Raw genomic sequence first — 11,458 nt, forward strand, 5'->3', positions numbered from 1 at the left:
GCAAGCCAGCTCCCACAGGTATCGAGTTGGAACACAGTTTTGTGTACGACTCCCAACCCTGTGGGAGCTGGCTTGCCAGCGATGGGGCCATCAGATATTGCTCTATTACTTAGGGCTCAACCCTTGGCAACAGGCAACGGCGCAAATAGCGCCTCAATGTCGCTCTGCTCCAGTTTCCAGCCACCTGTCGTCCCCCCCTCAAGCACCGCTCCGGCCAACGCCGCTTTCTCCTGCTGCAGCGCCTGTATTTTTTCCTCTACCGTGCCACGAGCAATCAGCTTGTAAACGAACACCGGGTTGTTTTGCCCGATTCGATACGCACGATCGGTGGCCTGATTCTCCACCGCCGGGTTCCACCAAGGGTCGAAGTGAATCACCGTGTCCGCAGCGGTCAGGTTCAAACCGGTACCACCCGCTTTGAGACTGATGAGAAACAGCGGCACCTTGCCGCCCTGAAAATCCTTCACCGGTGTGCGTCGATCCGTGGTGTCCCCGGTCAGCAGCGAATAGGCAATGTCACGTTGCTGCAATTCTTCCTCGATCAAGGCGAGCATCGAGGTGAACTGCGAAAACAGCAGGATTCTTCGACCTTCGCCGAGCAACTCTTCGAGCATCTCCATCAAGCTGACCAACTTGCCACTGCCGGAGCGCAGCGCCTTCGCTGTCAGCGGCATGTTGATCAGGCGCAGGTCGCAACAGACCTGCCGCAGCTTGAGCAAGGCATCCAGAATGATGATCTGACTGCGCGCCACGCCACTGCGGGCAATTTCGTCGCGGACTTTTTTGTCCATCGCCACGCGAACCGTTTCATAGACATCGCGCTGGCCGTCGCTGAGATCAACCCAATGGACAATCTCGGTTTTCGGCGGCAGTTCGGTGGCCACCTGATCCTTTTTGCGGCGCAGTAAAAACGGCTTGATGCGCGCTGTCAGGTGCTGCATACGCTGAACATTGCCGTGCTTTTCGATTGGCGTGCGGTAATCGCGATTGAAGGACTTGCTGTCGCCGAGCCAACCGGGCATGAGGAAATGAAACTGCGACCAAAGCTCGCCCAAGTGGTTTTCCAATGGCGTGCCGCTCAGGCACAAGCGCTGGCGGGCCTGCAAATCGCGTGCGGCCTGCGCGGCTTTGCTGAGCGGGTTCTTGATGTTCTGCGCTTCGTCGAGAATCAGCACGCTCCACAACTGCGGCTGTAGAACCCCGAGATCCCTCGGCAGCAAAGCGTAAGTGGTCAGTACCAGATCGTATCCAGCCAGATCAGCGAAATCCTTTTGCCGCCCCGAGCCGTGCAGCGCCAATACTTTCAACTGTGGGGTGAAACGCTCGGCCTCGTCGAGCCAATTGGGAATCAGGCTGGTCGGCATCACCGCCAGTGCCGGGCAATCGAGGCGTCCGGCGTGTTTTTCCGTGAGCAGATGCGCCAAGGTTTGCAGCGTTTTGCCCAGCCCCATGTCATCGCCCAGAATGCCGCCTACTTCAAGCTCGCGCAGGGTTTGCATCCAGTTCAGACCTTCGAGCTGATACGGGCGCAGTTGCGCGTTAAGGCCGGCCGGCGCAGCAACGTGGGTGTGACTGGCATCCTGCAGGCGCTTGGCAAAGGTGCGCAGCCGCTCGCCACCCTGCCAATCCAGCGGTACGCCATCAAGCATACTCAAGCGCGCGGCGTCCGGGACACTCAAGCGCAGTGCATCGCCCTGATGACCGCCCAGGTACAACTCGCCCAGCGTGGCCATCAGCGGTTTGATCCGACTCAGCGGCAGCGCGACCTTGGCGCCCGATGGGTCGCCAAAACCGCTGGGCTTCAGTTCGATCAGGAGTTTTTCGTCATCGCTGCGTTGTGCAAGATTGACCGGGTCAAGCAAGCGCGGCTGGGTGCGCAACAAGTGCAGAAGGATCGGTAGCAAACTGTAGCGCTGGCCATTGACGACGATACCCAACTGCAAATCAAACCACTGATGCCCAGCCTCTTCTTCGACCTCGGCGTACCAATGCTCGACTGGCTGCACATTGAAATGAAAGCCGGGACTCATCTCGACTTCCCAGTTCGAGGCGCGCAACGTGGCAAGCCCTTCGTGCATAAACCCGAGCCAGGCGGAATCATCCGGCAACGTGAACATCTCGCCGGGACGATCCAGCGAGCTCTTGCGCGTGGTTTTCTTGAAGCCGAACTTTTGCAGGATCTGACGCAGTTTCTTTTCCACCGCAGGCTGGCGTTGAATGCGCTGGGTTTCGGTGCCGTTGAGGATCATTACTTCCGGGTTGCGATCCACCGTCGGCTGGCCGTTGTAGGTAAACACCAGGGCGGCGCGGTGCTCAAGAACGTATTCCCAGCGCGAGCGCTCCCGACCGCTGACGAGGGTGAGTTGCGGCTGCGGTAGTACGTCGTCGATGATTCGTTCGGTCAGTTGGTGTGGCGGCGGGATTCTCGTTGCCGCACTCATGCGATGACTGAACTGCATGGCCTGACGCGCCGGAATGTCCGGCGCCAGAGTCAAATGACTGGCCAGTTTTTCATCCAGTTCATTGAACAGAGGGCCAATCTGCCGCTGTTCACGATCCAGGTAATAAAGCGGCTCCAGCGCCAGCACGGTTTCCTGCGCAGCCTCGGCACTGCTCCACTGCGCGCGGAACCCGCCGTCGGCCTGCTCGGCCCAGGCGAACTGGCCGATGCGTTTCGCGCCAGACATCAACGGTTGCAGATCCTCGAAATCGAGGAACAGCCGCGAGGTGCGCAGGAGCATTTCCAGCAGTTCGGCGCCGCTGCTGCCTTCCAGCGGATAGCCGCTGTAATAGGCGTGATGGGAGTGCATGGCAACCAGCAGCCTGGCGACGCGCAGATCCAGCTCGGACAGGTAGCCGGGCTGACGCATGAGCATATCCGCCAGCGAATACATCGGTTTGACTTCGCGCAACTCGCCGCTCTTGAGCTGGGAGACCTTGAAAATATCGAGCAGCCACTTGCCGCTCACTGACGTCGGCTTGAGCTTGTAAAACAGGCGCGTGCCTGCAGTTTGCGCGCCTTCTTCGATGGGCTTGGCCGGCACGGGAATGGTCGAAAGCCAATGTTCCAGCGCCCGCCCCAACTGGGTCTGTGCGTTACTTTCGGACGCTTCATGATCACCGCCCTGCAGGTGATAGAGCACCGCAGCGCAGTGTTTGCAGTCGATTGATACAGGACAGGTGCACAGGCAACGCAAGTTGACGGAACCCAGCCGATCTTCGGACAGGTAAATGGTTTGTTCATACGCCTGATCTTCCGAACCGACGCAGAACGCCTCGATCTTTCTGTCATCGATCTCGATGATCTCTACCCGATCATCGGCGGCATAAGCCCGAGCCTTGGCCAGCGCGTTGCTAGTGAATGCCCGGGCCCAGGCCAACGACTTAAGCTGTTCGATGATAATGCTCATGGGCAGTCCTTAGCCGGCCAACACCCGCGCCAACGCCGACTTAACCTTGCCCATGCCGTCATGCAAGGCCTGCTCGATCTCGGCCATGGTGATTACTTCGGTGGTTTTTCCCGCTGCCGGGTTAACCACCAGCGCCAGACAGGCGTAATCCAGATCCAGCTCGCGGGCCAGTGCAGCTTCCGGCATGCCGGTCATGCCGACGATGTCACAGCCATCGCGCTCCAGACGCACGATCTCCGCCACGGTTTCCAGACGCGGGCCCTGAGTGCAGGCATACACGCCTTGATCGCTGTATTCGCAGCCTTCGGCAGCCACCGCCGCAATCAATTGCTGACGCAGCGGCTCGCTGTAGGGGAAGCTGAAGTCGATATGGGTGACGTGCTCCAGATCATCGGCGAAAAAGGTGTGTTCGCGGCCGCTGGTGTAGTCGACGATCTGGTGTGGCACGCAGAAATGCCCGGTGCCCATGGCCGGGTGAATACCGCCCACCGCATTTACCGCGATGATCGCTTCGGCACCGGCCTGCTTCAACGCCCACAGGTTGGCGCGGTAGTTGACCTTGTGCGGCGGAAAGCGATGCGGGTGGCCGTGACGGGCGAGGAACAGCACTTCCTTGCCGGCGTACTCGCCAATCTGCACGTCGGCCGATGGCGCGCCGTAGGGTGTGTCCACCGCCAGCGATTGGCGAATGGTCAAACCTTCGAGTTGAGTCAGGCCCGTGCCACCGATGATTGCGTAAACCGTCATAGCGAAAAATCCTTAATCGATCAGTTGAGCGTCTTTGAGCGCGCTGATGGCGGTGAGCCAGCGCGGATCCTGACGATATTCGGTGCTGGCAATGGCCTGACCGCGCATGCGCGCGATTCGGGCCGATGGCTTGACCTTCATGCGTTGTGCGGCGCTCAAGGCGAGCTCTGCAGCAGCGCGGTCGTTGCACACCAGCCCCATGTCGCAACCGGCAGTCAGTGCGGCTTCGATTCGGCTGGCGGCATCGCCAACAACGTGGGCGCCGGCCATCGACAGGTCGTCGCTGAAGATCACGCCGTCGAACTGCAATTCGCCGCGCAGGATGTCCTGCAACCAGCGCCGGGAGAAGCCGGCAGGCTGCGAGTCGACTTGCGGGTAGATAACGTGGGCCGGCATCACAGCGGCCAGTTGTTTGCTGAGCCTGGCGAAGGGCACGAGATCGTTGGCGCGGATCTCGTCCAGGCTGCGCTCGTCATTCGGGATCGCCACGTGGGAATCGGCTTCGGCCCAGCCGTGGCCAGGAAAATGCTTGCCGGTAGCAGCCATGCCCGCGCTGTTCATGCCGCGAATGAACGCTCCGGCAAGCACTGCGGCGCGCTCCGGATCGCCCTCAAATGAACGGGTGCCGACAACAGCGCTGCGCTGGTAATCCAGATCGAGCACCGGGGCGAAGCTCAGGTCGAGCCCGACCGCCAGCACTTCGGTGGCCATGATCCAGCCGCATTGCTCGGCGAGGTATTCGGCGTTCGGGTTGTCGGCGATGGCACGCATGGCCGGCAGGCGCACAAAGCCCTGACGCAGGCGCTGCACGCGACCGCCCTCTTGATCCACCGCCAGCAGCAGATCAGGACGAACTGCACGAATGGCCGCGCTAAGCTCACGCACCTGACGCGGATGCTCAATGTTGCGCGCGAAAATGATCAGGCCGCCCACTTCGGGCTGACGCAACAATTGGCGATCTTCGGCCGTCAGCCAGGTACCGGCGACGTCCACCATCAACGAGCCTTGCAGGCCAGCAGTCATAGAGATTCCTTGAAAACGAAAAACCCGATCCGCAGCACATCGCTACCCTGAGCAATGCTCGGCAGGTTGGCAATTTGTATGGATTTCGGGTTCAGAACGAGAGTCGGCATGGGCGGCTAGCTTAGCGGATACAAGCTGCCGCGCCCACCCGTGCGCGGTTAAACCTTGGCGGCGACCGGCGTTGATTTGCTGCGCGGGCGCAGTTGTGCGGTAGCCATCGCCGCATCGGTGACGCCGGTTTCGGCACGCATGCCCGCAGCGAGGAACGGCACCATCAGGCGCATCACTTGCTCAATGGAGGTGTTGACGCCGAAATCGGTCTCGGCAATTGCGCGCAACGCCTTGATGCCAGACATGCTGAACGCCGCGGCGCCGAGCATGAAGTGCACGCGCCAGAACAGCTCGATCGGCGGAATGCGTGGCGCGGCTTCGTTGACCAGCAGCATGTAGCGACGGAACACCTTGCCGTACATGTCTTCCAGATAACGGCGCAAGTGGCCCTGGCTCTGGCTGAACGCGAGGCCGAGCAGGCGCATGAAGATCGACAGGTCATTGCCGCTGCGTGGTTGCACCACAAGGGCCTGCTCGACGAGGATTTCGAGCAGCTCTTCAAGCGTCGGCTTGTTTTCAGGCTTGGCCTGACGGCGCTCCAGCTCTTTATCGAGGCTGATGCAGAACGGCCCGAGGAAGCGCGAGAAAACCGCTTGAATCAGCGCTTTTTTCGAGCCGAAGTGATAGTTCACCGCTGCCAGGTTGACGCCGGCCTTGCTGGTGATCAAACGCAATGAGGTTTCGGCGAAACCTTTCTCCGCGAACAACTGCTCGGCAGCATCAAGAATGCGTTCAACGGTTTCCGACTGGGCCATGGCTACTCCGCCTGACAAACACTTGTTTGAAACATACGTTTCAGCCTGTGCCTTGTCAAGCCTGCCGGTTCGTTTTGGGAATGGTCGGTCAGCTATTTAACCACACAAGCCCAACTCATTAATAAGCACGAATACCGACCGTCTGGCGGCCTGCAAAAAAACGGGCATTGCCAAGGACGCTTCACTGTATATAATCACAGTCACTGTATAAAAAGACAGAGCGATCAATATGCTAAAGCTGACGCCACGCCAAGCCGAGATTCTGGCCTTTATCAAACGCTGCCTCGAAGACAACGGCTACCCGCCAACCCGTGCGGAAATCGCTCAGGAACTGGGCTTCAAGTCGCCGAACGCGGCTGAAGAACATCTCAAGGCTCTGGCCCGAAAAGGCGCCATCGAGATGACACCGGGCGCTTCTCGCGGTATTCGCATTCCCGGCTTTGAAGCCAAGGCCGACGACTCTACCCTGCCAATCATTGGCCGGGTCGCTGCCGGCGCGCCAATCCTCGCTCAGCAGCACATCGAAGAGTCTTGCAACATCAATCCGGCCTTCTTTCATCCGCGCGCCGACTATCTGCTGCGCGTACACGGCATGAGCATGAAGGACATCGGCATTTTCGATGGTGACCTTCTTGCCGTGCACACCACCCGCGAAGCACGTAATGGCCAGGTCGTCGTTGCCCGTATCGGCGACGAAGTGACGGTCAAACGTTTCAAGCGTGAAGGCAGCAAGGTCTGGCTGATTGCCGAAAACCCCGAGTTCGCCCCTATCGAAGTCGACCTGAAAGATCAGGAACTGGTGATCGAAGGCTTGAGTGTCGGCGTAATCCGCCGCTAAAGGAGGCTTTATGCAGTTCCCACACACCCCTCAGCAAACACAACTGCCTTTATTCGAAGCGTTTCTGGCGCAACCGATGGCGCCGATCCTGAAAGACGTGGTCGAACGCCCCTGGAATGCCGAACCCGAAGTATTCAGTGAGCTGTCACTGCGTGGTGCGGCCGGGAACTGCCTGAACCTGCTCGCCCCGATTCTTCGCGAACTCAGTGAAGATCAGGACGCACGCTGGCTGACATTGATCGCGCCACCTGCCAGCCTGACTCAAACCTGGCTGCGGGATGCCGGCCTGAACCGCGAACGTATTCTGCTACTTCAACCACGGGGCGCTCAAAGCGCCCAGCAACTGGCGTGCGAAGCTCTGCGGTTGGGGCGCAGCCACACTGTGGTCACCTGGCTCAACCCGCTAAACAACCACTCGCGGCAACAACTGATCAGCGCCGCACGCACGGGCGAAGCTCAGAGCCTGAATATTCGTTTGGGTTGAGGGTTGCTACTACGCGCTGTGTGAAGCGCAGGGCTTCTCCAGGGACAGAGAAGCCGATCTGAAGCGGTAACGTTAAAAAGCAAAGGCGCGGATCAATGAAGAACCCGCGGCCCCTCTTCCTTATCAAACTCGCCTTCGACCATACGACCGGCCATCTGCACGCCGACGCTTAGCATCGCCTTGGCAATTTCTACATGCTGACCTTGAAGGAACGCCTTGGCATCGTCGGAGAAATCCAGCGTCACCAGAGAACCCTCGTCCTCAGCCCTGCGCAGTTCGATTCGGCCGTCTGGTAACTCGACAATTTCTAGAAAGGACGTTGGCATAAAGGTCTGTTCTCCACGAAAGGCAGGGATTATATAGACATCATTCAGGCTTCGCTCGGGATCTTGACCAGCAGCATGTTTCAGATTGCCACCGTGTCAATCACCCTCAGCACTCGTTCAAGCCTTCGCGAAAGCGAATCGCCAAGCCTTTCAGATTCTGCCGCCAGCTCTCCAGCTCCTCTCGACTCAACTCTTCTGGCGCTTCTTCTTCATCCAGATTAATCGCCTGAATTAGCGGCTGAGTCACGTCCCCTTTGGGCTTGTGTGGCACCCGTGGCGGCTGGAACAGCGCCGAATGCGCTGCCAGCAGTTTTGCCAGCCAGGTTTCAGAGTTGCCAGCGAGTTCGACCATCTCGGCCAACTCGGGAATCGCGATCGACTCCAGCACCTCACGTGTCAGCAGCATCTCGGCGCGTGGTGCATTGGCCTGCGGCAGACGATAGAAACCAGCGATCTCGTGACAGAGACCGAGCAAGGCGCCGTAAAGGTGAAACAACGCCGATTCACGCCCCGCCTGAATCAACGCCAGCGAATTCATCGCTCGCCCCTCTTCGGCGCGAGCCAGAGCTTCGAGCGACAGTCCGGCGAAATAGATCTTCTGGTTGGTGCGGGTATAGAGTTCGTGAGCCATGACGGCGCTCTCCACAACGAAATATTTGCTTCACGCAGGCCGGACAGTGTCGTGGATCAGCCGATCCCACCGCAAGCACAAAACAAAAAGGCCGCATGAAAACCCAAGAGTTCTCATGCGGCCTTTCAGTATCAGGCTAAGGCTTACTCAGCTTTTGGCTTCGTACGCTTGTCTTCAACCGTCCACTTGCCGCCGTCGAAGTACGCCTTCCAACCGGTAGGCTTGCCATCGACTTCGGTCTGTACGTATTGCTCCTTGGTCTTGCGGCTGTAGCGAATCACCGCCGGCAGACCATCAGGATCTTTCTGTGGAGCGTCGCAGAGGAAGTGGTACTTCGGATCGATCTCGTCCTTGTGCGGCAGAATCTCGATCACCAGCGGAGCACGGGTCTCGCGGTTTTTCGGGAACTGACTGGCCGCCAGGAACAGGCCGGAAGCACCGTCGCGCAGGATGTAGGTGTCGTTGACCTTTTCGCATTTCAGCTCAGGCATCTTCACCGGATCCATCTTCGGCGGCGCCGCGTCACCGCTTTTCAGCAGTTTGCGGGTGTTTTTGCAGGTCGGGTTGGTGCAACCGAAGAACTTGCCGAAACGGCCAGTTTTTAGCTGCATCTCGCTGCCGCACTTGTCGCATTCCAGGCTCGGACCTTCGTAGCCCTTGATGCGATAGCTGCCTTCTTCGATTTCGTAGCCGGCGCAATCCGGGTTGTTACCGCAGATGTGCAGCTTGCGCTTCTCGTCCAGCAGGTAAGCGTCCATCGCCGTGCTGCAGATCGGGCAGCGGTGCTTGCCACGCAGTACCAGCGATTCCGACTCACCCTCGTCGTCCGCAGCGATTTCATCGCCCGGCACCAGGTTGACGGTGGCCTTGCAGCGTTCTTTCGGCGGCAGGCTGTAGCCTGAACAACCGAGGAAAACGCCTGTCGACGCGGTACGAATCTGCATCGGACGACCACAAGTCGTGCACGGAATGTCGGTCATGACCGGCTGGTTGGCACGCATACCGCTGTCCGGGTTTTCGGCTACTTCGAGTTTCTTTTTGAAGTCGCCGTAGAACTCGTCCAGTACGTTTTTCCAGTCGCGCTCGCCCTGCGCCACGTCATCGAGGTTCTCTTCCATGCCTGCGGTGAAGCCGTAGTCCATGAGGTTCGAGAAGCTTTCCGACAGACGCTCGGTGACGATGTCTCCCATCTTTTCCGAGTAGAAACGACGGTTGTGCAGGGTCACGTAACCGCGATCCTGAATGGTCGAAATGATCGCAGCGTAAGTCGAAGGACGACCGATACCGCGCTTTTCCATTTCTTTAACCAGACTGGCTTCCGAGTAGCGGGCCGGCGGTTTGGTGAAGTGCTGCGATGGATCGAGCTTGATCAGCTTCATCACGTCGCCCTGCGCCATATCAGGCAGAACGTCGTCATCACCCGGTTTGGCAATCTGCGGCATGACACGGGTGTAACCGTCAAACTTGAGGATACGGCCCTTGGCGCGCAGCTCGAAGTCACCAGCGCCTACGCTGACGGTGGTCGACAGGTATTGCGCCGGCAGCATCTGGCAAGCGAGGAACTGGCGCCAGATCAGCTCGTAGAGACGCTCAGCGTCACGCTCCATACCCGCCAGCTTGCTTGGCGTGGTGTTGGCGTCAGAAGGACGAATCGCTTCGTGAGCCTCTTGTGCGCCTTCCTTGCTGCTGTAGACGTTCGGCGTTTCCGGCAGGTACTTCTTGCCGAACTCGTCTTCGATGTAAGTACGCGCCATCGCCACGGCATCAGCCGAGAGGTTGGTCGAGTCGGTACGCATATAAGTGATGTAGCCGGCTTCGTAAAGACGCTGGGCCATCATCATGGTTTTCTTCACGCCGAAGCCCAGGCGGTTGCTCGCAGCCTGCTGCAGGGTCGATGTGATGAACGGCGCCGACGGCTTGCTGCTGGTCGGTTTGTCTTCGCGCTTGACGATGCTGTAGCTGGAAGATTTGAGTTTCTCCAGCGCGGCCATGGCCTGAGCTTCGTTGAGCGGCTTGAACGCTTCGCCTTTTTCGCGAGCCACTTCGAAACGCACGGTGGAGCCTTTGGTGGTGCCGAGATCGGCATGCACTTCCCAGTACTCTTCCGGGTTGAACGCGCGAATTTCACGTTCACGCTCGACCACCAGCTTCACGGCAACCGATTGCACGCGACCGGCGGACAAGCCACGAGCGATCTTCGCCCACAGCAGCGGCGAGACCATGTAACCGACAACGCGGTCGAGGAAGCGACGCGCCTGTTGAGCGTTGACACGATCAATGTCCAGCTCACCCGGTTCCGAGAAAGCTTCCTGAATCGCTTTCTTGGTGATTTCGTTGAACACCACACGCTTGTAGCGGCTGTCGTCACCACCGATGGCTTCGCGCAGGTGCCAGGCAATGGCTTCCCCCTCGCGATCCAAGTCGGTTGCGAGATAGATGGTGTCAGCATCTTTGGCGAGCCGGCGCAGCTCTTCGATGACCTTCTCTTTACCCGGGAGGATCTCGTACTGGGCTTTCCAGCCATGATCGGGATCGACACCCATACGCGAGACCAGCTGCTTGCGCGCTTTCTCTTTCGGCGAGAGCACCGGACCTTCGCCCGCAGCAGCCTTACCGCGCTTGGCGGCTGGCTCTTTGCTGGCGCTAGCCGAACCGCTGGTGGGCAGGTCTCGGATATGGCCGATACTCGACTTCACCACGTATTGGTTACCCAGATACTTGTTGATGGTCTTGGCCTTAGCCGGGGATTCCACAATGACCAGCGATTTGCCCATGGATCAGAAAATTCCTGAATTCTAGAAGTGAAAGGCGGTTGGCGCCTGACGCGGCACCGCTATATATAGTTGATACAAGGTGAGGTCAAGCACAGGGTTCTGTGCGCACTCGCCTTATGCCTTGGAAAAAAGGCTCGGTTCGGCTTGCACCAAAGCAAAGCGTGGCACCTGCTCGCCGTCAACCTCGACTGACTCGAGAAACATGCTCAGAGGGCGTACCCAAAAGCCGTAATCGCCATACAGGGCTTGGTAAAAGACCACTTCTTCTTCGGTCTCGGAATGCCGCGCAACACTGAATACGCGGTACTGCGGACCTTTGTAATGTTGGTAGAGCCCAGGTTGTATCGGCATGCTTCGGC

General features: G+C 58.9%; 10 protein-coding genes. 2 read left to right on the forward strand and 8 right to left on the reverse strand.

The window, feature by feature from the left end; all coding sequences use genetic code 11:
* Nucleotides 1-116: 116 nt before the first annotated feature.
* The 4 genes from ACOYXH_RS16065 to ACOYXH_RS16080 all read right to left on the reverse strand — a co-directional run bounded on the left by ACOYXH_RS16065 (nucleotide 117) and on the right by ACOYXH_RS16080 (nucleotide 6,046).
* A complete protein-coding gene (locus ACOYXH_RS16065; RefSeq protein WP_460409800.1) occupies nucleotides 117-3,410 on the reverse strand; it encodes a DEAD/DEAH box helicase in 3,294 nt (1,097 codons plus the stop codon).
* Nucleotides 3,411-3,419: 9 nt separating this feature from the next.
* The gene (locus tag ACOYXH_RS16070; RefSeq protein ID WP_016986745.1) at nucleotides 3,420-4,157 is read right to left on the reverse strand and encodes an S-methyl-5'-thioinosine phosphorylase; all 738 of its coding nucleotides are present in this window, start codon (nucleotides 4,155-4,157) and stop codon (nucleotides 3,420-3,422) included.
* 12 nt (nucleotides 4,158-4,169) lie between these two features.
* Complete coding sequence (gene nagZ / locus ACOYXH_RS16075; protein ID WP_220556617.1) at nucleotides 4,170-5,180, reverse strand: beta-N-acetylhexosaminidase; 1,011 nt, start codon at nucleotides 5,178-5,180, stop codon at nucleotides 4,170-4,172.
* A 158-nt stretch (nucleotides 5,181-5,338) separates the two neighbouring features.
* Nucleotides 5,339-6,046 (reverse strand): TetR/AcrR family transcriptional regulator, encoded by a 708-nt coding sequence (locus tag ACOYXH_RS16080; protein ID WP_007910473.1) that lies wholly within the window; start codon nucleotides 6,044-6,046, stop codon nucleotides 5,339-5,341.
* Nucleotides 6,047-6,275: 229 nt separating this feature from the next.
* Here ACOYXH_RS16080 and lexA point away from each other — a divergent pair, with 229 nt between their 5' ends.
* Entirely contained in the window at nucleotides 6,276-6,884 is a 609-nt protein-coding gene (lexA, locus tag ACOYXH_RS16085) for a transcriptional repressor LexA (RefSeq protein WP_003226590.1), read from the forward strand.
* 10 nt (nucleotides 6,885-6,894) lie between these two features.
* Complete coding sequence (gene sulA / locus ACOYXH_RS16090) at nucleotides 6,895-7,368, forward strand: SOS-induced cell division inhibitor SulA (protein WP_095124319.1); 474 nt, start codon at nucleotides 6,895-6,897, stop codon at nucleotides 7,366-7,368.
* Nucleotides 7,369-7,460: 92 nt separating this feature from the next.
* Here the strand turns inward: sulA and ACOYXH_RS16095 are convergent, their stop codons facing one another.
* The 4 genes from ACOYXH_RS16095 to ACOYXH_RS16110 form a co-directional block, all read right to left on the reverse strand.
* Nucleotides 7,461-7,694, reverse strand: coding sequence for a hypothetical protein (locus tag ACOYXH_RS16095; protein ID WP_007910471.1), 234 nt, complete (start codon nucleotides 7,692-7,694; stop codon nucleotides 7,461-7,463).
* A 106-nt stretch (nucleotides 7,695-7,800) separates the two neighbouring features.
* Nucleotides 7,801-8,325: a DUF6586 family protein gene (locus tag ACOYXH_RS16100; protein ID WP_007910470.1), complete on the reverse strand. Its 525-nt coding sequence runs from the start codon at nucleotides 8,323-8,325 to the stop codon at nucleotides 7,801-7,803.
* Between the two features lie 143 nt (nucleotides 8,326-8,468).
* Entirely contained in the window at nucleotides 8,469-11,099 is a 2,631-nt protein-coding gene (topA, locus tag ACOYXH_RS16105; protein ID WP_095050466.1) for a type I DNA topoisomerase, read from the reverse strand.
* A 114-nt stretch (nucleotides 11,100-11,213) separates the two neighbouring features.
* Entirely contained in the window at nucleotides 11,214-11,450 is a 237-nt protein-coding gene (locus ACOYXH_RS16110) for a DUF1653 domain-containing protein (RefSeq protein WP_007910467.1), read from the reverse strand.
* Between the last annotated feature and the right edge of the window lie 8 nt (nucleotides 11,451-11,458).

It is taken from the genome of Pseudomonas sp. Mb7 (assembly GCF_054790525.1).

What these genes read in the sequence shown, in the direction of transcription:
- ACOYXH_RS16065 (WP_460409800.1), bottom strand. Translation starts at nt 3,410, where the DNA reads ATGAGCATTATCATCGAACAGCTTAAGTCGTTGGCCTGGGCCCGGGCA.
- ACOYXH_RS16070 (WP_016986745.1), bottom strand. Translation starts at nt 4,157, where the DNA reads ATGACGGTTTACGCAATCATCGGTGGCACGGGCCTGACTCAACTCGAA.
- nagZ (WP_220556617.1), bottom strand. Translation starts at nt 5,180, where the DNA reads ATGACTGCTGGCCTGCAAGGCTCGTTGATGGTGGACGTCGCCGGTACC.
- ACOYXH_RS16080 (WP_007910473.1), bottom strand. Translation starts at nt 6,046, where the DNA reads ATGGCCCAGTCGGAAACCGTTGAACGCATTCTTGATGCTGCCGAGCAG.
- lexA (WP_003226590.1), top strand. Translation starts at nt 6,276, where the DNA reads ATGCTAAAGCTGACGCCACGCCAAGCCGAGATTCTGGCCTTTATCAAA.
- sulA (WP_095124319.1), top strand. Translation starts at nt 6,895, where the DNA reads ATGCAGTTCCCACACACCCCTCAGCAAACACAACTGCCTTTATTCGAA.
- ACOYXH_RS16095 (WP_007910471.1), bottom strand. Translation starts at nt 7,694, where the DNA reads ATGCCAACGTCCTTTCTAGAAATTGTCGAGTTACCAGACGGCCGAATC.
- ACOYXH_RS16100 (WP_007910470.1), bottom strand. Translation starts at nt 8,325, where the DNA reads ATGGCTCACGAACTCTATACCCGCACCAACCAGAAGATCTATTTCGCC.
- topA (WP_095050466.1), bottom strand. Translation starts at nt 11,099, where the DNA reads ATGGGCAAATCGCTGGTCATTGTGGAATCCCCGGCTAAGGCCAAGACC.
- ACOYXH_RS16110 (WP_007910467.1), bottom strand. Translation starts at nt 11,450, where the DNA reads ATGCCGATACAACCTGGGCTCTACCAACATTACAAAGGTCCGCAGTAC.